Source organism: Streptomyces filipinensis, from assembly GCF_014649495.1.
Classification (GTDB): domain Bacteria; phylum Actinomycetota; class Actinomycetes; order Streptomycetales; family Streptomycetaceae; genus Streptomyces; species Streptomyces filipinensis.
Window position 1 is genome coordinate 69,014 of sequence record NZ_BMTD01000010.1, and the last position, 23,763, is coordinate 92,776.

A 23,763-nucleotide genomic window follows, 5' to 3' on the forward strand; every position below is an offset into this window, starting at 1 on the left:
CCGCCGGGCCGCTCAGGGACATGCCGTGGCGGCGCTGAGGGTCGAGACGCGTGCGAGGTCGACCGTGACCTCGCCGGCCGCGGTCCTGAGCACCAGGGTGCCGTGACCGACCCGGACCGTGGACCCGCAGAACGTGCCGGAGGGCGTGGTGACCTGGGTCATCGGGCCAGTACGCTCCGGTCCGTACCAGGTGGTCGCCACCGCGCTCAGCAGGAGAAGCGCACAGGCGAGGGTGAGGGCGATCCCACTGCGCAGGGCCTTGGCACAGTCGAGCGCCTCGAGATGGTCACCGACGGGGGAGGGCAGCAGATCCTCGGCCGCGGTGACGGCCGGCCTTCCGTGGGCGGCCCGCAGCAGCATCAGTGCTCCCGACGTGCCGACGACCAACGCCGCCAGGAGCAGGAACCCCACGGCCACGGCCCAGCGCTCGGCCAGCTGACCGATGTCCGAGCGGCCCCTGACCAGGCTGAACCCCACGAGGGCGGCGAGCAGCCCGCCGAGCCCGTTGCGCCACGCGGCGGCCGCCGCGCGTACGCGGGGCAGTTCCGTGCGCAGCAGCCGGTCGCGTTCCTGCGCCAGGCGCAGGTCGGCATGGGTGGCCGGGGTGGGGTCCGGGGAGAGCGGGCGGCTCACCGGGGTGCCGCCGGTACGCGCACGGTCCAGTAGGCGCCGCATCCGTACCGGCCTTCCGGCCGGTCGGGGTGATCCTCGTCGCACGTGCACATCATCAGTTCGACCCGCGACCGTGCCGCACCGTCCGGCGCCCCCCGCTGTCGTCGGCCGAACCGGGGGCCGCCGGCCCGGAAGACGCCGCTGACGACCGGAACGTCGATGGCCGCCGCGCAGCGGGGGCAGCGCCCGCTCAGGATGAGAGTGTCGGGTCTCGGCTCGGTCACGGTGAAGGTCCGCGCCACATGCGCTCCGTATTCCGCGGCGGTCGTCTCCCGGTAGGGCAGCGGTCGACGACGCCTCCGGCCAGGCAGGGCGAAGGCCATGGTCACTCCTGAGGGGCGGTCGCGGTGGCGGGCCCCGGTTCGGGGCCCGGTACGGGTGACGGGTCGGGGGAGGCCACGGACGAACGGCTGCGGTCCGTCTCCGGGTGACGGTCCCTCAGGGCCCGGTATGAGTGAACGGTGTCCACACACCGGGCGCAAGGCGCCGGTCGTCACGCAGCGCGCGCACCGCCGTGTGCAGGGCGCGGGCCGAGCGGGCGGGCTCGAAACGGCCGGTGGAGGTGAGGTCCGAGTACACCGCCGTGGCGACGTCGGCGGCGATGTCGTCGTACACCGACCACAGCGTCCCGATGACCTGCCGGTAGCCGGTGTAGTGCATGGCCGCCGCCAACGTGATGGTCTCGTCGGGGAGCGTCGCCACGCCGGTGGCGGTCTGGCAGGCGGACAGGAACGCGAACTCGCCGCGGTGCCGCTGGGCGCCGAAGTCGGTGATGCGGAGAACGTCGCCGCCGTGGAGCGCGAGGCCCCCTCGGGACGGGTCCAGCAGGTCCTGGCCCCCGTGACAGCTGAAGTGCACCCACCGGTGTCGTGGGAGCTGCGAACGTACGGCCTGCACCGTGGCGTCGGCGCCTTCCAGCAAGGTGTGCCGGTCCGGGAACAGGGAGAGGAGCAGCTCTCGTTCACGGGCGACATCGGTCAGCGGCGCCTGGTCGGGATCGTCGGGAAGCGACACGATCAGCAGGCGCTCGTCGTCGGGGCGCGAGCCGAGCGGCCGCCGGGCCTCCGCCAGCACACGCAGCGTCGGGGTGTAGGACGACACCACACGGTCCAGGACGGTGCGGCGGCTTCCGTCGTGGTAGCCGGCGCCGTGCACGGGCAGGAGGGTGAGGAGACCGGTGGGACACCACCACAGCCGAGGCCATGCGGCGGTGTCGCCGCCGGGCGGCTCGACGAAGCCCAGGAATCCCAGCACCGGCTCGGCGACGGTGTCCCACAGCCACCGCAGAAGCGACACCAGCGTCGTCTCGCGCCTCTCCAGAGCGCGGTGCAGGGCCACCATCGCCCGCGAACGGTGCCTGGCCGCGGCCGACATGGGCTCGCCCCGGCCGTACTCCAGGCGGGCCGTCTGCAGGTCGTGGACGGCCAGCTCCACTTCCTGGAGCGCTTCGAGATGGGTCACGGTGCGCTCGGCGATCGACTCGACGGTCAGCCGGGGCAGAGGCACGGCCTGGACCCCGCCCGTGGTGACCACCAGCGCGTCGCAGCGCCACCGGCTGGTGTTGAGGACGACGACGGGGCCGGAGCGCGCGGTGGGCAGGAGGGTGCCCAGCCGTGGTGCGAGGAAGTCCTGGAACCCGTCGAGCCCATGGATCTCTTCGATGAGCCGGTCCCACTCGCGTGCCAGGGCCATGCGTCGTTCGGCCGTGTGTGCGGCGGCCGCCTCGGGCCGTGGGGCACTCGTCATGTCGGATCCCCGATTCCCCGCGCGTTGCGGACTCCTGTCGATCACCGGCGTTGCCGCGCTACCCGCTCAGGGCGGTGCGAGGGGTGGGAACAAGCCGGTCTCGTCGAGACGCGTGTCGCTGAGCCCCAAGGAGACGGCACGGAGCCGATCGGCCAGTTCAGGGTGGTGCGCACGCAGGTCGGCGAAGTCGTCGTGCGCGTCCAGGGTCTGGTTCCAGATGAGGTTCCGCCCCTGTTCGAGCAGCTCCACGGCCCGCTCGGCCCGGTCGGTCGCCAGGGCGCAGGCAGCGGCGTCGCCCGCCACGTCCACCACGCTCTGGAGCCGCTGTTCCTGGCTGCGGCGTTCGATCGCGCGCGAGGCGACCAGGGGCAGCAGGGATACCGCCTTCGCATACAGGTCGGCCGCCGCCGTGCCCCCCGGCTCCAGCGACGCCGCCGCGTAGGCGGCGGCCCGCGCGGACGTGATGCGCGCCATCACCGGCGACGCCGCCAGTTCCGCCGCCTCGCTCCACAGCCCGATCGCCCGGCGCGCGTCGGCGGGCGATGCGGCCAACTCCGCGTGCAGATCGAGGCAGGACGCCACGACGGACAGCAGCTGGCCCCTGTCGGCGTGGACGGCGGGAAGCTCGTCCAGGGCCGTCTGCGCGAGCGTGACGGCTTCGGCCGCTTCTGTCGCGGCCCGGTCGCGCTCGGCCCGGCTGCGCAGCATCAGCGCTCGGCCGGCGAGCCAGCGCGGGCGGTCCTCATGCCCCACCGGTGTCAGCTCCAGGGCCGCCAGGCTCGCCGCGATCGCCTCGTCAAGATCTCCGGACGGTCCCGTGCCCAGGGTCACGCGCATGCTGAGCAGGGCGGCCAGGTTCGCGAGATACCGCTTGCGGTCCTGGTCCGACCGCAGACATGCCTCCACTGCCGCGCGCGCCGTCTCCAACGCCGCGTCGAGATCGGCCGGCTCCTGCGACCAGACGAAGAGCCGCTGCAGGTTGGCGCCGAGGTTCGACAGGCACAGCGCTCGGTTTCCGGAGTGGGCGGCGGCCACGGCGGCCCGGCTGACGTCGATGGCCTCGCGAAGGTCGGACAGGGCCCCGAACCAGGCGAACCGGGTGCCGAGCGCGCCGCTCAGATTGATCAGGCCGTGGCTCCCCTCCCGCGCGTGGGATCGGTCCGTCCCGGCGCGGGCCACGGCCGCCCGGCCCAGCGTGATGGCCTCGTCCAGGTCCTCGACGGAGAAGCCGCGCTCGGCCCGGACCCTCAACTGTCCGGCGAGTGCGGTGAGGTAGTCGGCCGTGCGGGGGTCGCCCTCCGGTATGAGGGACAGCGCGACGCGGGTGATCGCGACGGCGTCGTCCAGGTCGCCGGGGGCGCCGGTGTGCTGGGCCCGGAGGAGCAGCGATTCCCCCAGCTGGAGGTTGCGCCAGGGGAGTCCGTCGTCATCGGCCGAGGACGCGGCGACGGCTTCGCGCAACGCGGCTATGCCCTCGTCCAAGTCGGAGAGGGAGCCGGACTTGTAGTACCGGCCGACCAGGAAGAAGCCCAGGCCTTCCAGGCGTTGCGCCCGGTACGGATCGCCGTCGCCCGTGATCTCCATGACGGCCCGGCTGATCGCGACGCCGTCGTCCAGCAGCCCCTCGACATGCTCGGCCGACTGCAGGGCGGCAGCCAGCAGGTCGCGCCGCGGTTCGTGTGCGGGGTCCGTCTTCGGGGTGGCCGAGACCGAGGCCCTGAGCAGACCGATCGCTTCTTCCAGTTCGGTGGCGGCGGTGGTGCGGGCGAACGCGGCGAGCAACGCGCGGCCGAGGTGGAACTGTGCGCGGGCCCGGTCGGACGGTGTGGCCGAACACCGCACTCCCTCCCGTCCCGCGTTGACGGCCTCGTCGCAGTCCTCCGGCTCGTGGAAACGCTGGTGCCGTGTGAGGTACGCCGCGGACAGCAGCGAAGCCACCACTCCCCGCTGCGGGTTTGCCGTGGAGATACAGGGGAGGGCGGCACGCACCAGACCGATGGCCTGGTCCAGCGAAGAGCGGTCGCTCGTGGCGTCCGCCTCGGTGAGCATCCGCCGAACCCGGTCGCAGACCAGGAGAGCCGCGACCTCGTCGGCGTTCCGGCAGGCCCGGAGAGCTCCGGGGACGAGCGCCGGATTCGACTTCAGCGCCGCATCCACCAGACGGGCGGCGATGTGCAGATCCCCTGTGCCCTCCCCGAGGGGAAGCAGGTGATGGCGAAGGCTGTGAAACCTGATCAGCACCACGGTGGAGATCACGTGCGTCTCGCGGCTCTGTTCGAGCAACCGCCTCAGCCGTGTCGCGTCTTCCAGGGCCGCGTCGAGCGCCACCAGCCCGGCTGTGCCAGCGGTGAGGTCGATCTGTTTGAGCCGCGCGTCCAGACGTACCGACAGGGCCATGATCTGCACAGAGCTGCGAATTCCCACGGGCGACTTCCTTGGGACAGGCGGAGCCGGCGACGTCGGTCTCCACGGTGCCCGCCTGGCCCCCGGGAGGCAATCCTTCGGCGCCTGCGGTTGGGCTTCCGTCAACTCATGGTGTAGATAAGCCAGTTGTTGCGTCCTCTGGATCGCAACAGGAGGTGATCGCGGTGACTCCTCAGTCGCTCCACCGGTGATCACCGACCCCCCTCATGCACAGCGAAAGGCACATGTATGGCGAACAACCGCAGGATGCGCCACGGCGGACAGGTGCTGGCGCTCTCAGCGGCTGCCCTGGGCATGGTCGCGGCGATGGCCGGTCCGGCCTCGGCCGATGACCAGCCGACCCGGGCGCAGCTCATAGCCGACTGCGACTCGGGCGCGGGGAAGTGCACCTTCAACGACCCCGAGTTGGGCCAGGCGTATCTCGGAGGCTTCCACCGGGTGTCCGACTCGCTCTACAACTGCAGCACCTCGTCTGCCACCCAGTCGATGACCTGGTCCGACACCGTCGGTTCCACGGACTCGGCAGGCGTGTCCGTGACCGCCGGCGGCAAGATCGCGGACATCATCGACCTCAGCGTGACGGCGACCTACAGCCACACCTGGTCGAGCAGCCACTCGGAGACCAGCTCCGTCAACATGACGGTCAAGCCCGGGGAGGTGGGCTGGATCTCCCGTGCGCAGGTGATGCAGACCGTCTCCGGCACATGGCAGACCCACTACGACGACCGGAAGTGGGGCCACTACTTCTGGTTCGTCCCCGACGTCATCACGGGGCCTGCCCCGAACGGGACGGACGGCCGGAGCAACGCGGTGGTCGTCAAGTCCAGGAAGATGACCCAGCAGGAGAAGCGCTCCTGCTCCAGCCGCTCGGGTAGGGCCAGGACGTTCGTCGTCCACGGCTGATCCGCCGATCGCACGCCCGGCTGCCTCGCGGTCCGTATCCCCGCGAGGCAGCCGGGCCGGCTTTCCGAGGGCTTCAAGGATCCCGATGTGCTGCGGAAGTTCCTCTCCGACCGCGGAAGGATCCGCAGCCGCCCGGTGACCCACCTGACGCGTCGGCAGCAGCGGCAGACGGCGCGGGCCGCCGAGAACGCACGCGAGACGGCGCTGCTGCCCCACGCCTCCCGGTAGCCGTGTCGCCGTCGCCCTCCGGTGCCGGCTGCCGGCCGCCGCACGGCACCCGACGGTGTCGGTGACCTGTCGGAGGGCTGTCAGTCGGCTGTCGGCGACTCGTCGGCGGGGCCTGGCACCTTTCTGGAGACGGCCGGCCGGAGCTCACCGGACGACCCGATTCCGAAGGAGCCATCATGCGCACTCCCGTCACGATCATCGGCGCCGGACTCGGCGGACTCACACTCGCCCGCGTCCTGCACGTCCACGGCATCCCGGCCACGGTCTACGAGGCGGAATCCTCCCCTGCGCAGCGCGCGCAGGGCGGGATGCTCGACATCCACGACTACAACGGGCAGCTCGCCGTCGAGGCGGCCGGCCTGATGGACGAGTTCCACGCCATCGTCCTGGAGGGCCGCCAGGCACTGCGGGTCCTCGCCCCGGACGGGACCGTCCTGATGGACAAGGCCGACGACGGCACGGGCGGACGCCCCGAGGTGCAACGCGGCGACCTGCGGCAGATCCTGCTCGACTCACTCCCCGCCGGCACCGTACGGTGGGGGCACAAGGTCAGCGGTGCCCGTACCCTCGGCGAGGGCCGCCACGAGGTGACGTTCGCCGACGGCAGCACCGTCCTCACCAGCCTGCTGGTCGGCGCGGACGGCGCGTGGTCACGGGTCCGGCCGCTGCTCTCGACCGCCATACCCGAGTACATCGGCAAGTCGGTCGTCGAGTTCTACCTGTTCGACGCCGACACCCGGCACCCAGCCGCCGCAAAGACGGTCGGCGGCGGGTCGATGATCGTGCCCACACCGGGCAGGGAGATCTTCGCTCACCGGGAGACCGGCGACACCCTCCACACCTACGTGGGACTGTCCGAGCCGCAGGACTGGTTCGCCGCCATCGATTTCACCGATGCCGCCGGGGCCACCGCGCGGATCGCGGAGGAGTTCGACGGCTGGGCACCGGAGCTCACCGCGCTGATCACCGACGGCGACACCGCACCGGTCCTGCGCCCCCTCTACGCTCTCCCGACCGGGCACCGGTGGGACCGGGTGCCCGGGGTGACCCTGCTGGGCGACGCCGCCCACCTCGCGGCCCCGAACGGCGAAGGCGCCAACCTGGCCATGCTCGACGGCGCCGAACTCGGCAACGCCCTCGCCGCGCACCCCGATGACATCGAGGCCGCGCTCACCGAGTACGAGCAGGCCATGTTCCCCCGCAGCACCGAGGTCCCCACATTCGAGGGCGCCGAGATCCTTGGGATCGACTCCGGCGACACCACGGCCCAAGGCCTGATCAAGAAGGACCGGTGAGCCTCGCGGATCCCCGGCATGACCCGCGCCCGGAGTTCGGGCGCGGGGCCATGCCGGCGAGCATCAGCTCGACCAGTCCCTGCCGCTGAGGCCGGACCCCGCCCCACACGCGGGCCGGTCGTCAGTAAGCCTCGTTCCCGAAGAGGGCCCAGCCAGGCGTAGATGCGGGCGAGAGCCGGTCGCTGGGCGCCTGCCTGGCAGTGCGCGTCGGCGCCCTCCGCCGCGGTGAACTCGACCAGGGTCCGGGGGCAGGTGAGGTGGTCGTAGAGCTGCCGGGCCTGTCCGGCGAAGAACAGGTCCTCGACGGCCTCGCAGACCAGCGTGGGGCACTCGATCCGCTCGACGAGTCCGTCGCGGAGGTGGTAGTCGAGATACGCGGCACCGAAGGCTCGGGGAGTGTCGGTACCCATCACGTACATGCCGTGGTTCAACGCCCACCGCATGACCGGGTCGGTGGCCGTCAAGTGGTCCAGCCGGGCGTCGAGTCCGGGGTCCGCGACCGCGCGCACCCGCCGTTCGGCCTCCTCCCGGTCGCCGGGTACGACGTCGGTGACCGCCTGGCCGAGGTCGTAGACGCCGTCGAGGGCGATCACCGCGGCCAGCCGGCGTTCGAAGGCCGCCGCCCTGGGGGCGAGCAGTCCGCCCATGCTGTCGCCGAGCAGCGCGACCCGGTCCCGGTCGACCTCCGGCAGGGTCAGCGCGAAGTCGAGGACGGGGCCCACGACGTTCTCCCAGTCCGGCCGGAAGACCAGCCCGTCGCGGTCCAGCGGTCCCGGCTGCCCCGGGCCTTCGAAGACGAGGACGGTGTAGCCGCGCTCCGCACCCGCCATCGCTCCGAAGAAGTGCATCTCCTCGGCCGTGCCGTCGAAGCCGTTGTGCATGACCACGGTCGGCCGGGCGGTGGTGGAGGCGCCGGCCCGGTACGGACAGCCGGGCAGGGCGCCGCCCTCGTAGGGGATGCGGACCGGTTCGATCCGCGGGGTGAACAGTGCTGCCGCGGCGTGGAAGCACTCCACGCTGCGCTCGTAGGCGGGCCGTCCGGGAACAGGTCCACGGCCAGGGCGAGCGCGGCCGGGGCGATGGCGGCGGCACCGAGGCCCTGAACGGCGCGGGCCGCGATCAGCACGCCCGGTGCGGCGGCGGCTCCCGCTGCCAGCGAGGCGGCCGCGAACACGGCGAGGCCGACGGCCAGCACCCGGCGGCGACCGAGCAGATCGGCCGCCCGCCAGGAGCAGCGTTCCGAACGCCAGGCCGTAGGCGTTGACCACCCAGGTGGTGCCGCTGTCCGACAGGCCGACCCCGGCGCGGATCTGCGGCAGGGCCACGTTCACGATCGAGGTGGCGAGCATGACGGTGAACTGGGCCGCGGCGAGCACCGCGAGCGCCGCTGACTGCCGTGGGCCGGGAGGCGTGTGCCCCGGCGGTGTGCGTGGGAGGTTCATGGCGCACGGACTCGTGCGACGCGGTGTCCACTATCCAGGCCCGTCAGGGGTGTTGACCGTGCACTCCTGTCCACTCCTGTCCGGGGGTGGCGGACGGCCCCGGCGGCGACGCAGGGGTGTCCGCGCCGAAGCGTGTGCTGTCGCGTTCGTCCGCCGCGTCCGCGTACAGATCGAGCAGCCAGTTGTGCAGCCCCAGCCCGCCGTCCACCGTGATCACCGATCCGGTCGTGTACGCCGCCACCCGTTCGTCGCTGAGGGCCAGCACCCATGGCGCGACGTCGTCGGTGGCTCCGAGTCGGCCGAGCGGCACGGCACGGCTGGAGCGCTCGACATGGGCGCGGGACCGTTCGCTGCCGTCCGACCAGGTGTCGATGGCACCGGGGGCGACCGCGTTCACGCGTACGCCGTGCGGCCCGAGCTCCACGGCCAGTTCCTTGACGAGCATGGCCAGCGCGGCCTTGGAGGTGCTGTAGTCGGGGTTCATACGGATCGCGTCGGAGTGCAGCGAGAGCACGAAGACGACGGATCCGCGCCGACCGGTGTCAAGCCATCGCCGCACCCACTGGCGGGTCAGGAACCACGGCCCCTCGATGTTCGTGGCGTAGGTCCTGCGCAGGTCCTCGGGCTCGATCTCCAGGAAGGACTTCCCGGACCGCACGCCGACGTTGTTGACCAGGACGTCGATCGCGTTCCCCGAGACCAGCCGTGCCACCAGCGGCCGCGGGTCGCCGCCGAGGTCCGCGCACACCAGCTCGGCTCCCTGCGCACCGCCGAGCTGCCGGGTCAGGTTCTCCTCCGAGACGTCGACCGCGCAGACGGTGGCCCCCTCACGCAGGAAGGAGCGGGCGACGGCCAGGCCGATCCCGTGACCGGCACCGGTGACCATGACCCGCTTGCCCTGGAAACGCCGTCCCCCCGATCGGGGACCTACCGCATCCGGTTCTGGTAGAAGGTCTCCAGCGTTTTCCATATCGCGGTGTACTCCTTCCGTCGTGAGGAGTCGTACCAGGCCGGCGTGCCGGCCCTCAGTCCGGCCTGCCGGATGGAACGGCAGATGGCCTCGTTGAGCAGATCACGCGAATGGCGGCCGGTCGCCTCGGCGGTGTAGGGGCACAGGCCGAAGCCGCACTCCTCACCGCAGGGCCCGTCCGCGGTGAGACGCGAGCGGGACGCCCGGGCCGACATGCACCGCGGGAGACTGCTCCGCAGACTGTTGGCGTCGCGCTTGCCCTGTTCGGCCTTCTCGTTGTGGTTGAGCCAGAGGGTGACCTCGCCCAGCAGTTGCAACGCCTCGGGGGCCAGCGCCGACACGGCGGATCCGCTCAGACTCTCCTCCGAGTACCACAGCAGCCGGGACCACGGTTCGTCCGCGCAGCGCAGGGCGAGCGCTGCCATGGCCCGGACGAACGGGTGGCTGTCCCGCCGGGCGTCGCGCAGGGCGCCCAGGGCCCGCCGGTCGCCGGGGTTGTGGTGCAGTCGGCGGCCGACGGCCTGGACCGCCTCCAGCCGGGCGTACCAGAACCTGCCGGAGCGCAGCAGTTCGCAGGCGCCCGCGTCCGGCGGCAGCGCGGGGTGGCGGAAGGCGGCCAGCTTGTACCCCTGGGCCAGCGACGACTCCGCGCCGAGCGCGCCCGGCGCGTCCCGAAGGGTGAGCTGCTCCAGGCAGCGTCGCAGTTCCAGCAGGTGGCCCGCCGCCCGGTCCCGTGCCGGGCCCGCCGGCAGACCGTCGGCGAGTGCGGGGATGAACCAGAACGCCCGTTCGACGATGTCGCTTCCCTCTGTCGGGCCGTCGGGTGCCCGCATGCGGGCGGTGAAGCCGTCCACGAACTCGGCCAGACGCATGAAGCGCTCGACGTCCGGCTCGGCCAGCAGCTGGGCGCAGGCCCAGCGAGCCACGTACTGGTCGTCGAGATCCAGGATCGACCAGAGGAACGCGCCGCTGCGTCCGACGTCCAGCAGACCGACGTACGGGACCGCCGCCCCTCGGTCGGCGGGCCGGGCACCCGTCCACAGCCGACGGTAGAGCCGCAGACACCGCCGTTTCAGGCGCCGGTCCGACAGCGCGGCGGCCACCGAGGCGAGCATGTTGACCAGGGAGAGGTTTCTGAGCACCGGTGCGACCGGTGGCAGCTCCTCGGCCATGCTCATCAGCCGGCGGGCACACGCGGGGGAGGGCTGACGCAGCAGCGCCGTCTCCAGGGCCATGATGGGCTCCCGCATGACCGTGCGGGCCAGCACCGCGGCGAGGAAGCGCCGCCCGCGACCGCTGCCCAGGCCGTCGACCACGCTCAGCGAGGCGACGTGGCTGAGGAGCAGCGGATGCCGGAAGGCGATCTGACCCTGGGGCAGGCCCATGCGCAACACGCCGACCGACTGGGCGGCACGCAGCACCGCCAGCAGTTCCCCGCGGTTCCGCGGTCGTCGGCCCAGACCGGGTGACTCGCCGGCGGACAGGTAGTCCTCCACGCCGCACACGGTGTGCCCGAACCGGATCTGTGTCCAGGCGATCGAACCGAGCACCCGCAGGGTGTCCTCGGAGACGGCCGCATCGGCCGTGCGCCGGGCGATCACCGAGTCGAGAAGTGCGACCCGGCGCCCGAGAACGGGGCCGGGCAGGCCGGCGACCTCGGACAGTTCGGCCAGGGCCAGCTCGCGGCACAGGACGGCGTAGAAGGGAACCTGGTGCAGCGCCAGCCGGGTGGTGAGCTCGCTGCCGAGCGGAGCGGGGACGCCCCACTCGACGAGCCGGGCCACCGTCTCCTCGACCGGCAGCGCGGGCATGGGGAACCGGTAGCCGGGCAGCACGGCCGGCAGCGACTCCGGCCGCGCGGCCAGCACCAGGCCGACGTCCTCGTCCACCACCCGGTCCAGCAGAGCACGGGTCAGCTCCCGCACGTCGACGAAACCGATGTCGCTCCCCATCTCGTCCAGCGAGTCGACGAGGACGACGACGCGGCGCTGGTCGGCCGCCTTGCGCCAGATCTGCTCGCCGTCGCGCTCCCGGGTGACGAAGCGGTCGATCTGGCTCAGGAAGGTGGCCCTCGCCAGGGCGGTGACGCTGTCCTCGGGATGCCGGCCACGCATCGACAGCATCACGGGTACGAGCCCCTGCTCCGCCAGGCGCACGGCGAGCCGACCCAGGAGCATCGTCTTGCCCGAGCCGGCAGCCCCTGTGACGATCAGCGGCACGCCGGCAGCGCCGGACCGCAGCTCCGCCTCCAGCATGGCGAGCACACCCGGGGGTTCGATGAAGTCGTCCGCTCCCGTGCCAGGCCCGAGCTCGGCCCCCAGCCGCCGGGGGTTCTCGCGGATCCGGCGCAGATGACGGCGAAGGACGATCCAGCGGGAGATCGTGCCGATCCACAGCAGCGACACCAGGAAGGCGACGATGATGCTGGACAGCAGGTTGGTCACCAGCCCGCAGGCCACCGGCTGCCGGGTACAGACGTCGTCGGCCGCACCGTCCGTGAGCGGTCCGTAGCCGAGGATCCCCGCGAGGACCACGAGCACCGCCAGCGCCAGGGACGTGATGCGGTGCCGCCGTGCGGACGGCCACCGAAACGGCCTCAGCTCACCGATTCCGGCCAGGGCGGCCAGCAGCTTCCTCCTCAGCACCCGGCCACCGATCCCTTCTGCGCGCGTCCCGCGCCCCGGCACCGCGGTGCCGCACCGCCGGACTCAGTGCGGCCACCGTGCGTCGATGTCGCCGGCCGAGCAGGCCGCCGCGATCAGCAGCCCCGCCTTGCGGACACAGACACCGCCGAGCGTGGGCAACTCGGCCACCTGACGGAGCCGGTTGCCGCGGCTCGGCCGTGCGCCACCGCCGTCGGGGCCCGGGCCGGTACGCCGGTAGACGGCCAGGCTTCCGCTGCGTCCCCGATAGGTGAAGTCCGGGCGACGCAGCAGTACGGTCGTGATCGCCAGCGTGACCCCCACGGAGTAGAACGCGTCGTGAACGGCGAGCCAGCCCCCGGGTGGCAGCCGACCGCAGACACGCCGCAGATCCTGTGCCGCGTCACGGAAGCGGTGCGAACCGTCGACGAAGACCAGCCCCGCCGCCTCCAGCACATCGTCCGGTGTCTGTTCGGACCGTATCCGTAAATGCGTCACGCGCCCCTCGGCACCGGCGAGTCCGAGGTTTCTGTGGAACTCCAGATGGGTCGTCTCGGGATCGGCACCGGAATGTGCCGCCCTTCCCGGTCTCGGGCCGACTTCGTCACCGGCATAAGGGTCGACGGCGTACAGGGCGACGCCTTCGGCGGCACCCGAAAGAAGTGAGAGCGTGGAGCGCCCGAGAAATGATCCAAATTCCACGATGTGTGTACCCGCGGGAATACGGGATGCCAGCTCGGAAAGAATTGCCGCCTGCGTCGGTGTGAGCCAGCCGGCGACCCGGGGGAGGATCTCGCTGACGCTTTCCTCGGCTGTGGGTGACGTGCACCGGTACCTCATTCGACGACCCCGATTGCGACGTCAACCAAAGAGTGCAACCGAGAGTGACACGCAACCACAGGGCTGTCAAGATGTCGTGGCGGGCGTGAAGTTGACAGGAACGCGGACCCGTCCGTTCCCTCTCCGGCCGGTCGGTCCGGCTCCGTGCGGCAGACAGGAGACCAGGTTTGCGCCCGCACGAAACACCTTGGATCACCGGCCCGGAAAGCCTCAGGAAAGGCCTTGAAGAAGCAGCTGTCCGAAGGATTCTCGTACTGGCGTGGCGTGATGTGCAGGACACCGCCGCCGGCGGCTCCGAATACCACACCAGCGCCATGGCGAAGGTCTGGGCCGACGCGGGTGTCGAGGTGATACTGAGGACTTCGAGCGCACCGGGACTTCCGGGTCAGGTGTTCCGGGACGGATACCGAGTCGTGCGCCGGGGCGGGAAACTCACGGTGTTCCCGGCACTCGTCGCGGAGCCGAGGCTCTTACGGCGGCCGGGTACGGCGGTCGTGGAGGTGTGGAACGGTGTTCCCTGGTGGGCGCCGCTGTGGGCCGTGGGCCCCACCGTCACCTGGGTGCACCATGTACACGGAAACGTGTGGCAGGAGCACTTCGGGCCGTTCCTCGGACGCCTGGGCTGGCTGGTGGAAGCACGCCTGGCCCCACGCCTGTACGGGCGCGCCCGCATCTGTACTCCGGGGAACTCCACGCGCGACGATCTCGTCGGGCGCCTGGGTCTGCCGCTGTCGTCCATCACCGTCATCCCTCCGGGGGTCGACCGGGCGTTCACAGCCGCTCCGCCGGGAGCCGGCCCAGCAGGTGACGGCCGGTCTCCCTTTCCGTCGGTGCTGGTGGTGGCCAGGACAGTGAAGTCCAAGCGGATCGAGCTGGTGATCCGGGCGATGCGCCATGTGGTGGAGCGCTGTCCGTCGGCCCGGCTCTACGTGATCGGTGACGGCCCCGAACGCGCCGCCCTGCAGCGGCTGAGCCGTTCCTGCTTCGGCCACTCGGCCACGGTCACCTTCCTCGGGCACGTGGACCAGGCCGAACTCATCCGCCGGTACCGTTCGGCCTGGGTGCTGGTCAGCGCCTCCTCGGCCGAAGGGTGGGGTCTGACCATCAGTGAGGCCGCCGCCTGCGGGACGCCTGCCGTCGTCACCGACATACCGGGCCACCGCGACGCCGTGACGCACGACGTCACGGGACTGCTGGTGGCCCCCGGCCAACTCGCCACCGCCATCGGGCGGCTTCTCGCCGACCACGACCTGCGCAGACGGCTCGGGACCCAGGCGGCCGACCTCGTGGCCCGCCTGCGCTGGGAGACGACCGCATGGCGCACGGCCGAGGTCCTGCTCGCGGTGGCTCAGGTTCGGGTGCGGCAGCGGACCGGTGAGAACTGAGCGTCTCCGGTCCGGCGGTGCGCGCCGACGCACCGATTTTTGAGAGATCTTTTACACGGCGCGCGCAACTGTGGCCCGTGGCTCGTCTGTCTGACAGGGAGTCGGGCCCGTCAGGGCCGAGGAGCGAGAGAGCGGGGCAGGACGTGGGACGGCGCAAGAGCGGCATAGGGGTCGCACTCGTCACGGGTGCGATGCTGGTGGGCGCGAGTGCCTGCGGCGGCGGCAGTGACAAGGCGAGCGGGGGCGACGCCAAGGCGTCGGGGAAGCCGAGCGTGAGCGCCTCTCCGTCGCCGACGAAGCCCGCCGGGCCGCCGATGCTGCTGGAGACGATCACCCCGCAGACGGGAACCACGGTCGGCGTGGCCATGCCGATCTCGGTGGTCTTCACGAACCCGGTGGCGGCGAAGGCACGGGCCACGGTGGAGAAGCACCTGAAGGTGAGCACCTCGCAGCCGGTGGTCGGCGCCTGGCACTGGTTCGGCGACAAGCGCGCCGACTGGCGGCCGAAGGAGTACTGGCCCTCCGGTACGCAGGTGAAGATCGACGCTGACATGAAGGGCATCAGCAACGGCAACGGACGCTACGGCGTGCGCAGCTACACGCACACCTTCAAGGTCGGCGACGATGTGCGCGCGGATGTCTCGGTGACCGGCCACACCATGAAGGTGACGCGGAACAGCAAGCTGGTCCGCACCCTGTCGATCAACGCGGGCAGCGCCCAGTACCCGACGTGGAACGGCACGATGGCCGTCATCGACAAGCAGGAGAAGGTCCACATGACCTCCTGCAGCGTGGGCATCAGCTGCGACAAGGGCAGCCCCAACTTCTACGACCTCACGCTGCCCTGGGACGTGCACCTGACCCAGTCCGGCACCTACGTGCACTACTCGACCGGCGACCCCAACCCGGGCAGCGGGAGCGCCCGCGGCTCGCACGGCTGCGTCCACCTGTCGCTGTCGGACGCCAAGTGGTTCTACGGCCAGGTCAAGCAGGGCGACCCCGTGACCATCACCGGATCGCCCCGGGCCAAGGCGTCGGCCGACAACGGCTACGCCGCCTTCAACCTGGGGTGGGACGAGTGGCTCGCCGGCAGCGCGTCCGGGGAGGGGACGACCGGAGCGCTGTGACGCGGTGCGGTGGCCGCGCCCGTCAGCGCCCGATGGCGCCGACGGGCGCGGCCACCGTCGTACCCGGCCCTTCAGCCCGAGGGCGGCCGCAGGTCGCCCCGTCACCGGAGGGGGACGGACCGAGGGCCGGTAGGGTGGTTCCCTCCGGGCGGCTCGACTCCCGGAGTCTGGAGACACCATCCCCCGGCCGGACGGATTCGCGGTCCGTGGCCACCGGGCGGTGCTCACCCGCCGGAACCACGACAAGCGGTCCGTCGAACTCGTACGTGCCGAACTCGACGGCACCACGTGGGCGGTGACCAGCCGCCGCCGGCTTCGGGTGCCCGGCCGAGTCGTCCTGCGCTGCGGGCAGGGCCGCGACGGCTCACTCTGGCTCCGCACGGGCGACACATGGCTGCGCACACAGGCATGAGGACCCCACCGCTCGCGGCAGCCGCGGGGCCCGCGCGACGGTGGGGTCGTTCATGCCGGCCGCGATGCGTGGCGCCGACCGACGGCGCCCGCACGGCGGTGTGTCACTGGATGGTCCAGCCCACGCTGCCGACCCCCGTGCTGTAGAACGCGCAGGAGCCCGTGGACTCGCTGTACTGCCCCGGGTTCAGGGTCACCCAGTTGCCGGAGACGTCCGGGGCCCAGCCGCAGACGATCTCGGCGCGGAACGTGACGGTGTGGTCGGTGTTGTTCTGGCAGCCGGCGATGCCGACGTTCGGATCGTTGTTGTGCACCCAGCCTTCGCAGTCGACGGTCCCCTGGGCAGCGGCGGCCTGCGCCGGAACCGCCACACCGGCGACGCTGAGAGCGAGGGCGGAGACCGTCGAGGCCAGGCCGGCCGCGAGGATGCGCTTCGTGCTGTGCATGTGTACCCCCGTGAGAGCGAGTTGCTGTCTTCCTGTGATCAGTGAAGGGCACACGCGCCCAGGTGTGAACCTGAGACATCCGAGGGTGCACCTGCAACAACCAGCTCCGTGATCGGAGGGCCGGATCCCCTCACCCGGCATGACGGGCTCTGGATCAAGTCCCCTCGAAGTCCCCTCGAACGCACCGGAGTTGGGCCCCGGACCCGGCACATTGGGCGCCGTTTATATGACCTATTTGGCCCGAGAGTAGCCCATTTGGCGGGTGGGCAGCCTGGCAGCGTGATGAGACTCAGCCGAGCCTTACCAGCTCTCTTCGCCCTGGGCCTCGCCCTCGGCATGCCCGCCACGGCCGCTGCCGACGCGCTGGCGGCCGGTCCACCGGCCAAGCTCCACCGACATCACTGCTACACCCCTGACCAGGCCCGTACCGAGCTGGACCGCCGGGCAGCGGCGGCGGTCAAGTCCGGGAAGAAGGGCCGCGTGAGGGTACCGGTGTGCGAGAACAGCGGGACTTCACGCTGCGACGCTCCCAACCACCGGCTGCTGTGCGGCCAGTGGTGCCGGGACTGCGACGGACTGGTGTGTTCGCAGCCGTGGTTCTCGGAATACCAGTGCGGCAGCTGCTGACTGGGCGAAAGAGAGGGGAATCGTGACACTGTCATTCGCACTCCGCCGCCTGCGGACACCTGCCCTTGCGGCCGGCTTCGCGCTCGCGCTGCTGGTCGCGGTGCCCGGCAGCGCTCAAGCCGCCGGCGGAAGCTACACGTACATCACGGCGGCCGGACAGGGCTTCCGTGTCGACGAACCACAGAGCGACACCTGCCTCCCGCTCGTGGGCGGGGCCATCAGGTTCTCCAACGACACCACCGACACGGCCTTCCTGTACGGGGACTCCTCGTGCAGCGGAGGGTGGGCGCTGGTCGGGGTGGGCGCCACCTGGGACGCGCCCACCGGCGTCCAGGCCTTCGGGGTCCGTCTGGGCTCGACCGCCCTGGCCTCGAAGGGAGCCCGGTCATGACCGTTGTCCGGCACGTCGGCCGACTCGTGACGACGATGGTCGCCGTTCTCGGGGCCGTCCTCGTCCTCCACACACCGGCGTGGGCCGCCCTGGACAGCGACGCTGTTCGCTCGGGTGTGTCGACCGGGTACCGGAGCGGACTCGCCGATGACGCGTACAAGTGGTTCAGCTGGGGGGACCTGAAGGTCGGTGACTGTCACCAGACCGGTGGGTACCTCCGCTTGTACGCGGACGGCCGCCTCACGTTCAGCGCGCGGACCTGGACGGACTTCACCCTCAGCGGCGATGTGTGGCATGCGCGCTTCGAGCTGAAGAACTCCGCGGGCCAGGGCCTGTTCACCACGTCCACCTACGACAGCCCACCCATGTGGGCCAGCAAGAAGCACGACTGGACGGCGAACGGCACCTATGAACCGAGCGTCTACGACGCCACGGTCAGGGTGACGCAGTGGGCCTCCTGCTGAGCCGTCCCCACGCGGCGGCGGGCCTGCTGTGCGCTGCGCGAGGCCACTTCGGCGGCCGGACGCGGCGTACCTAGGACGGCAAGCCGCCGCCCCCGAAACAGCCGGCGCCTCTCCGACTCCCGCGGTCACGAACGGAGTCGACACACCTCCCCGAGGCGTCGGCCTTCCGGTTCTCCAGGCCCGCCGGGACCGCATCGACATCACGCTCCCTCGACGACAAGGGAAAGCCTTCTCTCCGTGAGCGTCCCCGCGCCGGGATCATGACGGTCTCTGTCGCCCGCACGCACGGACCGGTCAGCCTCTCCGGTGTGCGGAGCCGCACCCGGAGTGGGAGGATCAGGGAGATGTCCGTCGTCAGCAAGCTGCAGATCAAGCCCGGTCAGAGTGTCGCCGTTCTGGGCAAGCCCGACGACGTCCACCTGGAGGTCGAGGCCGCGGCTGAGGCGGCTTCGGCCGATGTGGTGCTCGCCTTCCTGGCCGGCTCGGACGACCTTCCGGGGGAGAGTGCGCAGGCGGCGCCCGCCGCCGCGCGGCGCGATGCCCTCGCCTGGGTGGCCTATCCGAAGGGCGGGCGGCTCGGAACGGACCTGGACCGCGACACCCTCGCCGCCGCACTTTCCGAGCAGGGCGTGCGGCCCGTGCGGCAGGTGGCCATCGACGACACCTGGTCGGCGCTCCGGCTCAGTCCCGGCATCTGATCATCTCCGGCTGCGGGGGGCATGTCCTCCACCCAGGGGTGTGGTGCGCCCGTGCCGACCTGGCGGCCCGCCCGCCGCCACCGACCGGTGAACCGGCTGCCTGGTGGGATCGAGGCGCGGGGGATCGTCTGACGGATCCTTGACCGGTGCTGTGCGCTCCGCGATGCTGTGTTGCGAAACATGAGATGAGTGCCGTAATAGGCAACATCCTGTCCCTCTGTCAGCCGAGGAGTGGCCATGTCCCAGCAGGTCAGTGCTGTCGTCGCACGGAGCAAGGGCGCCCCCGTCAGTCTGGAAACCATCGTCGTGCCCGACCCCGGCCCGGGCGAGGCGCTGGTCAGGATCGAGGCCTGCGGCGTCTGCCACACCGATCTGCACTACCGCGAGGGCGGTATCAGTGACGACTTCCCCTTCCTGCTCGGGCACGAGGCGGCGGGGGTGGTCGAGGCGGTCGGCGACGGGGTCACCGACGTGGCCCCCGGTGACTTCGTGATCCTGAACTGGCGTGCGGTGTGCGGGCAGTGCCGTGCCTGTCGCAGGGGCCGCCCCTGGTACTGCTTCGACACCCACAACGCCCGCCAGAGGATGACCCTGACCGACGGCACGGAGCTGTCGCCGGCTCTGGGTATCGGCGCCTTCGCCGAGAAGACACTGGTCGCGGCCGGGCAGTGCACCAAGGTGGATCCTGCCGCGTCGGCCGCGGTCGCGGGGCTGCTGGGCTGCGGCGTGATGGCGGGCATCGGCGCGGCCATCAACACCGGAGGCGTCGGGCGCGGCGACAGCGTGGCGGTCATCGGCTGCGGCGGTGTCGGGGGTGCGGCGATCGTCGGGGCGAAGCTGGCGGGTGCGGCGAAGGTCATCGCCGTCGACATCGACGCCCGCAAGCTGGCCACCGCCGAGAAGCTGGGCGCGACCCACACGGTCAACTCCAGGGAGACCGAGGTGGCCGACGCGGTGCGCGAGCTGACCGGCGGTTTCGGCGCCGACGTCGTCATCGAGGCGGTGGGCCGTCCGGAGACCTACCGGCAGGCCTTCTACGCGCGCGATCTCGCCGGGACCGTGGTGCTGGTCGGCGTACCCACCCCGGAGATGAAGCTGGAGCTGCCGCTGCTGGACGTCTTCGGCCGGGGCGGGGCACTGAAGTCGTCCTGGTACGGGGACTGCCTGCCCTCCCGCGACTTCCCCATGCTCATCGACCTCCATCTGCAGGGCCGCCTGGACCTGGACGCGTTCGTCACCGAGACCATCGCGCTGGACGAGGTCGAGAAGGCATTCGAGCGCATGCACCACGGTGATGTGCTGCGCTCCGTGGTGGTCCTCTGATGGCGGGCGCCCGCATCGAACGCCTCGTCACCTCCGGCCGGTTCCACCTCGACGGGGGCACCTGGGACGTCGACAACAACGTGTGGATCGTGGGGGACGACGACGAGGCGGTCGTCATCGACGCCGCACACGACGCCGACGCGATCCACCGGGCCCTCGGCGGGCGCACCCTGCGCGCGATCGTGTGCACCCACGCGCACAACGACCACATCGACGCCGCACCCGGTCTCGCCGCCCGCACCGGCGCCCCGATCCTGCTGCACCCCGACGATCTGCCGCTGTGGAAGCAGACCCATCCCGACCGGGCGCCCGACGGGGAACTGGCCGACGGGCAGCGCATCCCCGCCGCGGGTATCGAGCTGACCGTGCTGCACACCCCGGGCCACGCGCCCGGGGCGGTCTGTCTGCACGCTCCCGGTCTTCGCGCCCTCTTCAGCGGCGACACCCTGTTCTCCGGCGGGCCCGGGGCGACAGGGCGGTCGTACAGCGACTTCCCGACCATCATCGCCTCGATCCGGGACCGCCTGCTCACGCTGCCGGGCGACACCGTCGTCCACACCGGCCACGGGGACACCACCACCCTCGGTGCCGAGGCGCCGCACCTGCAGGAGTGGATCGACCGCGGCTTCTGACCGCGCGATGAGAAGCCGGCGAAAGGCCGGCCGACGAAAAGCAGACCGGCGAAAAGCGGCCCTGCCCGGGTGACGGCCCTCGCGGACGGCACCGGCGGCAGGGCCGTCGGCGCACCCTCGGCACCCCTCGATCTGCCTGTTGACCTGCGCTTTCGCACGCGCTTCGGCCTGCCCTGAAAACCCCCGTCGCGCGCCGCGCAACCCGGCCTCCGCACGCCTTGACAGCGGTTCAGAGCGGCCCTCAGACTGGCGTTGCGTTAATCGCAATCCGTTTCGCTATACGCACCGAGGTGTCATGATGATTCCCGCGTGCCGTCTCGTGGATCTGCCGCGAGGCGAGGCCCATCGGCTCCCTGTCGACCCACCGGTGTCGGTGTTCCACACCGACGACGGCGAGCTCTTCGCCATCGACGACACCTGCACCCACCAGGACGCGTCGCTGGCCGACGGCTGGCTGGAGGGCTGCGAGGTCGAATGCCCGCTGCACGCCTCGAAGTTCGACCTGAGGACCGGAGCCGTGGACGCACCGCCGGCCAAGCTCCCGGTGCGCACCCACGAGGTCGTCGTCGAGGACGGCATGGTCTACGTGCGGCTGTCCACCGAGGCGCCCAACCTGCCGCCGTGCGTCGCCGCCCGCCTGGCCGGGGGCCCCGCGTGAGGACCGTTGCCGTGGTGGGCGCCTCGCTGGCCGGTCTGTCGGCCGCGCGCTCGCTGCGGCAACGGGGGTACGACGGCCGGCTGGTCGTCATCGGGGACGAGCCGCACCGCCCGTACGACAGGCCGCCGTTGTCCAAGGAGTTCCTGGCCGGCACCCTCGGCGAGGCGGACCTGGCGCTGGAGCGCGACGACGAGGACCTCCGGGCGGAGTGGGTGCTCGGCGTCCGTGCCACCGGACTCGACCTCACCGGCCGGACGATCCGGCTCGCCGACGGCCGCGGGATGCGCGCCGACGGCGTGGTCATCGCCACCGGAGCGGCCGCCCGCACACTCCCCGGCAGCGAAGGCCTCGCCGGAGTCCATGTGCTGCGCACCCTCGACGACGCCCGCGCCCTGCGGGAGGAGCTGACCCGGGGTGGGCGGCTGGTGGTGATCGGCGGCGGGTTCATCGGGGCCGAGGTCGCCTCCACGGCGTACGCCCTCGGCCTGGACGTCACCGTGGTCGAGGCGGCGCCGACACCGCTGGCCGGACCGCTCGGCGAGACCATGGGCCGGATCGTCTCCGCCCTGCACGCCGACCACGGCGTACGGCTGCTGTGCGGGGTCGGGGTCAAGGGGCTGAGCGGGGAGCACCGGGTGGACGCCGTGCTGCTGGAGGACGGCCGCAGCGTTCCCGCCGACCTCGTCGTCGTCGGCGTCGGGGCGCGCCCGTGCGTCGAGTGGCTGGAAGGTTCCGGCGTGACACTCGACAACGGCGTGAAGTGCGGCTCCGACGGCCGTACCAACGTGGCCGGGGTGGTCGCCGTCGGCGACTGCGCCAACTGGTACGACCCGCGCACCAAAGGCCACCGCAGGGTCGAGCACTGGACGGGCGCGCTGGAACGGCCCGACACCGCAGTGGCCACGCTGCTCGCGTACGGCGCGACACAGCCGGGCGCGCCCCGGCCTCCGTACTTCTGGTCCGACCAGTACGGCGTGAAGATCCAGTTCGTCGGCCATGCCGTCGGCGCCGACAGTGTGACGGTCGAGGAGGGCGCCGCCGACGACCGCAGCTTCCTGGCCGTCTACCGGCGGGCCGGCAGCCCGGTCGCCGTACTCGGGATGAACCAGCCGCGGCTGTTCACCCGCTGGCGCAAGCAGCTCAGCGCGGCCGCGGCTTGACACCGCCCGCACGGCCGCCCCTTGTGCGTTGCACATCACACACGATGTTGCCCGATGAGCAACATCATGCGAAGTCGCTCTTTCCCGGCGCGTGACCTGCCGACCCACGACGTTTCCCGAGGAGTGCACCGTGACCTCGACCAGCCTGCCGGACAGCCTGATCGCCACCCTCCCCGGCTCCGCCTACACGGACCCGGGCCTCTTCGCCCAGGAGCAGGAGCGCATCTTCGAGGCGATGTGGTTCTGCGTCGCACGCGCCGCGGACCTGCCGAAACCGGGCGCCTTCCGCACCGTCGACGTGGGCCGCGAGAGCATCCTCGTCACCCGCGCCCGGGACCACTCGGTCCGCGCCTACTTCAACGTCTGCCGGCACCGCGGAGCCAGACTGTGCACCGACGGGTCGGGCGAGGTCAGGCGTGCCTTCCAGTGCCCGTACCACGCCTGGACCTACGACCTCGACGGCAAGCTCGTCGCGGCGCCCAACCTCACCAAGATGCCCGACGTCGGCCGCACCGAATACGGCCTGGTGGGCGTGGCGGTGCGCGAGTGGCTCGGCTACGTCTGGGTCTGCCTGGCGGAGAACCCGCCCTCCTTCGAGGAGGACGTCATCGGCGCGGTGGTCCAGCGCCTCGGTGACGTCGAGTCGATCGAGCGCTACGGCATCGACCGTCTCTCGGTGGGCAGGCGGATCGTCTACGACGTCAGGGCGAACTGGAAGCTGATCATCGAGAACTTCATGGAGTGCTACCACTGCGCCACGATCCACCCCGAACTCACCGAGGTGCTCCCGGAGTTCGCGGACGGCTACGCCGCCCAGTACTACGTCGGCCACGGCGCCGAGTTCGGTGCGCAGATCAAGGGCTTCACCGTCGACGGCTCCGAGGGCCTGGACCGGATCCCCTCCGTCGCCGAGGGCCAGGACCGCCGCTACTACGCGATCACCGTCAAGCCGCAGGTCTTCATCAACCTGGTGCCCGACCACGTGATCTTCCACCGTATGTACCCGGTCGCCGTCGACCGCACGGTCGTCGAGTGCGACTGGCTCTTCCTCCCGCACGTCGTCGACGGCGGCGAGGACGTCAGCCGCTCCGTGGAGCTCTTCGACCGGGTCAACCGCCAGGACTTCGACGCCTGTGAGCGCACCCAGCCCGGCATGAGCTCGCGGCTGTACGCCAAGGGCGGCGTGCTCGTGCCCAGCGAGCACCACATCGGCGCCTTCCATGACTGGGTGCACGAGCGCCTCGGGACACGGCAGCCCGAGTAGCGCAGGGGGCCCGGG

23 protein-coding genes are annotated in these 23,763 nt (G+C 71.5%); 15 read left to right on the top strand and 8 right to left on the bottom strand.

What is annotated here, in order from left to right; translation table 11 throughout:
- Positions 1 to 12 precede the first annotated feature (12 nt).
- The 3 genes from IE244_RS22325 to IE244_RS22335 all read right to left on the bottom strand — a co-directional run bounded on the left by IE244_RS22325 (position 13) and on the right by IE244_RS22335 (position 4,842).
- Positions 13 to 675, bottom strand: a complete 663-nt coding sequence (locus IE244_RS22325) for a hypothetical protein (protein WP_191875335.1) — start codon at positions 673 to 675, stop codon at positions 13 to 15.
- Positions 676 to 1,110: 435 nt separating this feature from the next.
- The gene (locus IE244_RS22330; RefSeq protein WP_191875336.1) at positions 1,111 to 2,418 is read right to left on the bottom strand and encodes a CHAT domain-containing protein; all 1,308 of its coding nucleotides are present in this window, start codon (positions 2,416 to 2,418) and stop codon (positions 1,111 to 1,113) included.
- Between the two features lie 66 nt (positions 2,419 to 2,484).
- Positions 2,485 to 4,842, bottom strand: a complete 2,358-nt coding sequence (locus IE244_RS22335; protein WP_191875337.1) for a hypothetical protein — start codon at positions 4,840 to 4,842, stop codon at positions 2,485 to 2,487.
- Positions 4,843 to 5,070: 228 nt separating this feature from the next.
- On the opposite strand from IE244_RS22335, the gene IE244_RS22340 reads away from it, so the two are divergent.
- The 3 genes from IE244_RS22340 to IE244_RS22350 all read left to right on the top strand — a co-directional run bounded on the left by IE244_RS22340 (position 5,071) and on the right by IE244_RS22350 (position 7,268).
- On the top strand, positions 5,071 to 5,745 hold the full coding sequence (locus IE244_RS22340; RefSeq protein ID WP_191875338.1) for a hypothetical protein: 675 nt from the start codon (positions 5,071 to 5,073) through the stop codon (positions 5,743 to 5,745).
- 36 nt (positions 5,746 to 5,781) lie between these two features.
- Positions 5,782 to 5,973, top strand: coding sequence for a 30S ribosomal protein S18 (gene rpsR, locus IE244_RS22345; RefSeq protein ID WP_191875565.1), 192 nt, complete (start codon positions 5,782 to 5,784; stop codon positions 5,971 to 5,973).
- Between the two features lie 176 nt (positions 5,974 to 6,149).
- Positions 6,150 to 7,268: an FAD-dependent oxidoreductase gene (locus tag IE244_RS22350; RefSeq protein WP_191875339.1), complete on the top strand. Its 1,119-nt coding sequence runs from the start codon at positions 6,150 to 6,152 to the stop codon at positions 7,266 to 7,268.
- A 694-nt stretch (positions 7,269 to 7,962) separates the two neighbouring features.
- On the opposite strand, the gene IE244_RS43005 is transcribed toward IE244_RS22350, so the two are convergent.
- The 4 genes from IE244_RS43005 to IE244_RS22370 form a co-directional block, all read right to left on the bottom strand.
- Complete coding sequence (locus IE244_RS43005) at positions 7,963 to 8,463, bottom strand: hypothetical protein (RefSeq protein WP_308436277.1); 501 nt, start codon at positions 8,461 to 8,463, stop codon at positions 7,963 to 7,965.
- 290 nt (positions 8,464 to 8,753) lie between these two features.
- Positions 8,754 to 9,596 (bottom strand): SDR family NAD(P)-dependent oxidoreductase, encoded by an 843-nt coding sequence (locus IE244_RS22360; protein WP_191875340.1) that lies wholly within the window; start codon positions 9,594 to 9,596, stop codon positions 8,754 to 8,756.
- 41 nt (positions 9,597 to 9,637) lie between these two features.
- The gene (locus IE244_RS22365; protein WP_191875341.1) at positions 9,638 to 12,325 is read right to left on the bottom strand and encodes an NACHT domain-containing protein; all 2,688 of its coding nucleotides are present in this window, start codon (positions 12,323 to 12,325) and stop codon (positions 9,638 to 9,640) included.
- 63 nt (positions 12,326 to 12,388) lie between these two features.
- Positions 12,389 to 13,162, bottom strand: coding sequence for a class I SAM-dependent methyltransferase (locus IE244_RS22370; protein ID WP_229854276.1), 774 nt, complete (start codon positions 13,160 to 13,162; stop codon positions 12,389 to 12,391).
- Between the two features lie 269 nt (positions 13,163 to 13,431).
- Here IE244_RS22370 and IE244_RS22375 point away from each other — a divergent pair, with 269 nt between their 5' ends.
- The 3 genes from IE244_RS22375 (at position 13,432) to IE244_RS22385 (ending at position 16,086) form a co-directional block, all read left to right on the top strand.
- The gene (locus tag IE244_RS22375; protein WP_268252906.1) at positions 13,432 to 14,547 is read left to right on the top strand and encodes a glycosyltransferase family 4 protein; all 1,116 of its coding nucleotides are present in this window, start codon (positions 13,432 to 13,434) and stop codon (positions 14,545 to 14,547) included.
- 143 nt (positions 14,548 to 14,690) lie between these two features.
- Positions 14,691 to 15,674 carry a L,D-transpeptidase gene (locus IE244_RS22380; RefSeq protein ID WP_229854277.1) on the top strand — a complete coding sequence of 328 codons (984 nt, stop codon included), beginning with the start codon at positions 14,691 to 14,693 and terminating at the stop codon, positions 15,672 to 15,674.
- Positions 15,675 to 15,894: 220 nt separating this feature from the next.
- Positions 15,895 to 16,086 carry a hypothetical protein gene (locus IE244_RS22385; protein WP_229854278.1) on the top strand — a complete coding sequence of 64 codons (192 nt, stop codon included), beginning with the start codon at positions 15,895 to 15,897 and terminating at the stop codon, positions 16,084 to 16,086.
- A 103-nt stretch (positions 16,087 to 16,189) separates the two neighbouring features.
- Here IE244_RS22385 and IE244_RS22390 read toward each other — a convergent pair whose 3' ends face one another.
- The gene (locus IE244_RS22390; protein ID WP_191875344.1) at positions 16,190 to 16,531 is read right to left on the bottom strand and encodes a hypothetical protein; all 342 of its coding nucleotides are present in this window, start codon (positions 16,529 to 16,531) and stop codon (positions 16,190 to 16,192) included.
- Positions 16,532 to 16,813: 282 nt separating this feature from the next.
- On the opposite strand from IE244_RS22390, the gene IE244_RS22395 reads away from it, so the two are divergent.
- From IE244_RS22395 to IE244_RS22435, 9 genes are all read left to right on the top strand, one after another.
- Complete coding sequence (locus tag IE244_RS22395; protein WP_191875345.1) at positions 16,814 to 17,158, top strand: hypothetical protein; 345 nt, start codon at positions 16,814 to 16,816, stop codon at positions 17,156 to 17,158.
- Between the two features lie 22 nt (positions 17,159 to 17,180).
- Entirely contained in the window at positions 17,181 to 17,549 is a 369-nt protein-coding gene (locus tag IE244_RS22400) for a hypothetical protein (protein WP_191875346.1), read from the top strand.
- Complete coding sequence (locus IE244_RS22405; protein WP_191875347.1) at positions 17,546 to 18,013, top strand: DUF6294 family protein; 468 nt, start codon at positions 17,546 to 17,548, stop codon at positions 18,011 to 18,013. Before IE244_RS22400 ends, IE244_RS22405 begins: the two co-directional genes overlap by 4 nt.
- A gap of 344 nt (positions 18,014 to 18,357) precedes the next feature.
- Positions 18,358 to 18,711 carry a hypothetical protein gene (locus tag IE244_RS22410; RefSeq protein WP_191875348.1) on the top strand — a complete coding sequence of 118 codons (354 nt, stop codon included), beginning with the start codon at positions 18,358 to 18,360 and terminating at the stop codon, positions 18,709 to 18,711.
- A gap of 237 nt (positions 18,712 to 18,948) precedes the next feature.
- Positions 18,949 to 20,034: an S-(hydroxymethyl)mycothiol dehydrogenase gene (locus tag IE244_RS22415; protein ID WP_191875349.1), complete on the top strand. Its 1,086-nt coding sequence runs from the start codon at positions 18,949 to 18,951 to the stop codon at positions 20,032 to 20,034.
- A complete protein-coding gene (locus IE244_RS22420; protein ID WP_191875350.1) occupies positions 20,034 to 20,666 on the top strand; it encodes an MBL fold metallo-hydrolase in 633 nt (210 codons plus the stop codon). Before IE244_RS22415 ends, IE244_RS22420 begins: the two co-directional genes overlap by 1 nt.
- Before the next feature lie 295 nt (positions 20,667 to 20,961).
- Positions 20,962 to 21,324: a bifunctional 3-phenylpropionate/cinnamic acid dioxygenase ferredoxin subunit gene (locus tag IE244_RS22425; RefSeq protein WP_191875351.1), complete on the top strand. Its 363-nt coding sequence runs from the start codon at positions 20,962 to 20,964 to the stop codon at positions 21,322 to 21,324.
- Positions 21,321 to 22,484 (top strand): NAD(P)/FAD-dependent oxidoreductase, encoded by a 1,164-nt coding sequence (locus IE244_RS22430; RefSeq protein ID WP_191875352.1) that lies wholly within the window; start codon positions 21,321 to 21,323, stop codon positions 22,482 to 22,484. Before IE244_RS22425 ends, IE244_RS22430 begins: the two co-directional genes overlap by 4 nt.
- Positions 22,485 to 22,614: 130 nt before the next feature.
- On the top strand, positions 22,615 to 23,748 hold the full coding sequence (locus IE244_RS22435; protein WP_191875353.1) for an aromatic ring-hydroxylating oxygenase subunit alpha: 1,134 nt from the start codon (positions 22,615 to 22,617) through the stop codon (positions 23,746 to 23,748).
- Positions 23,749 to 23,763: the final 15 nt, after the last annotated feature.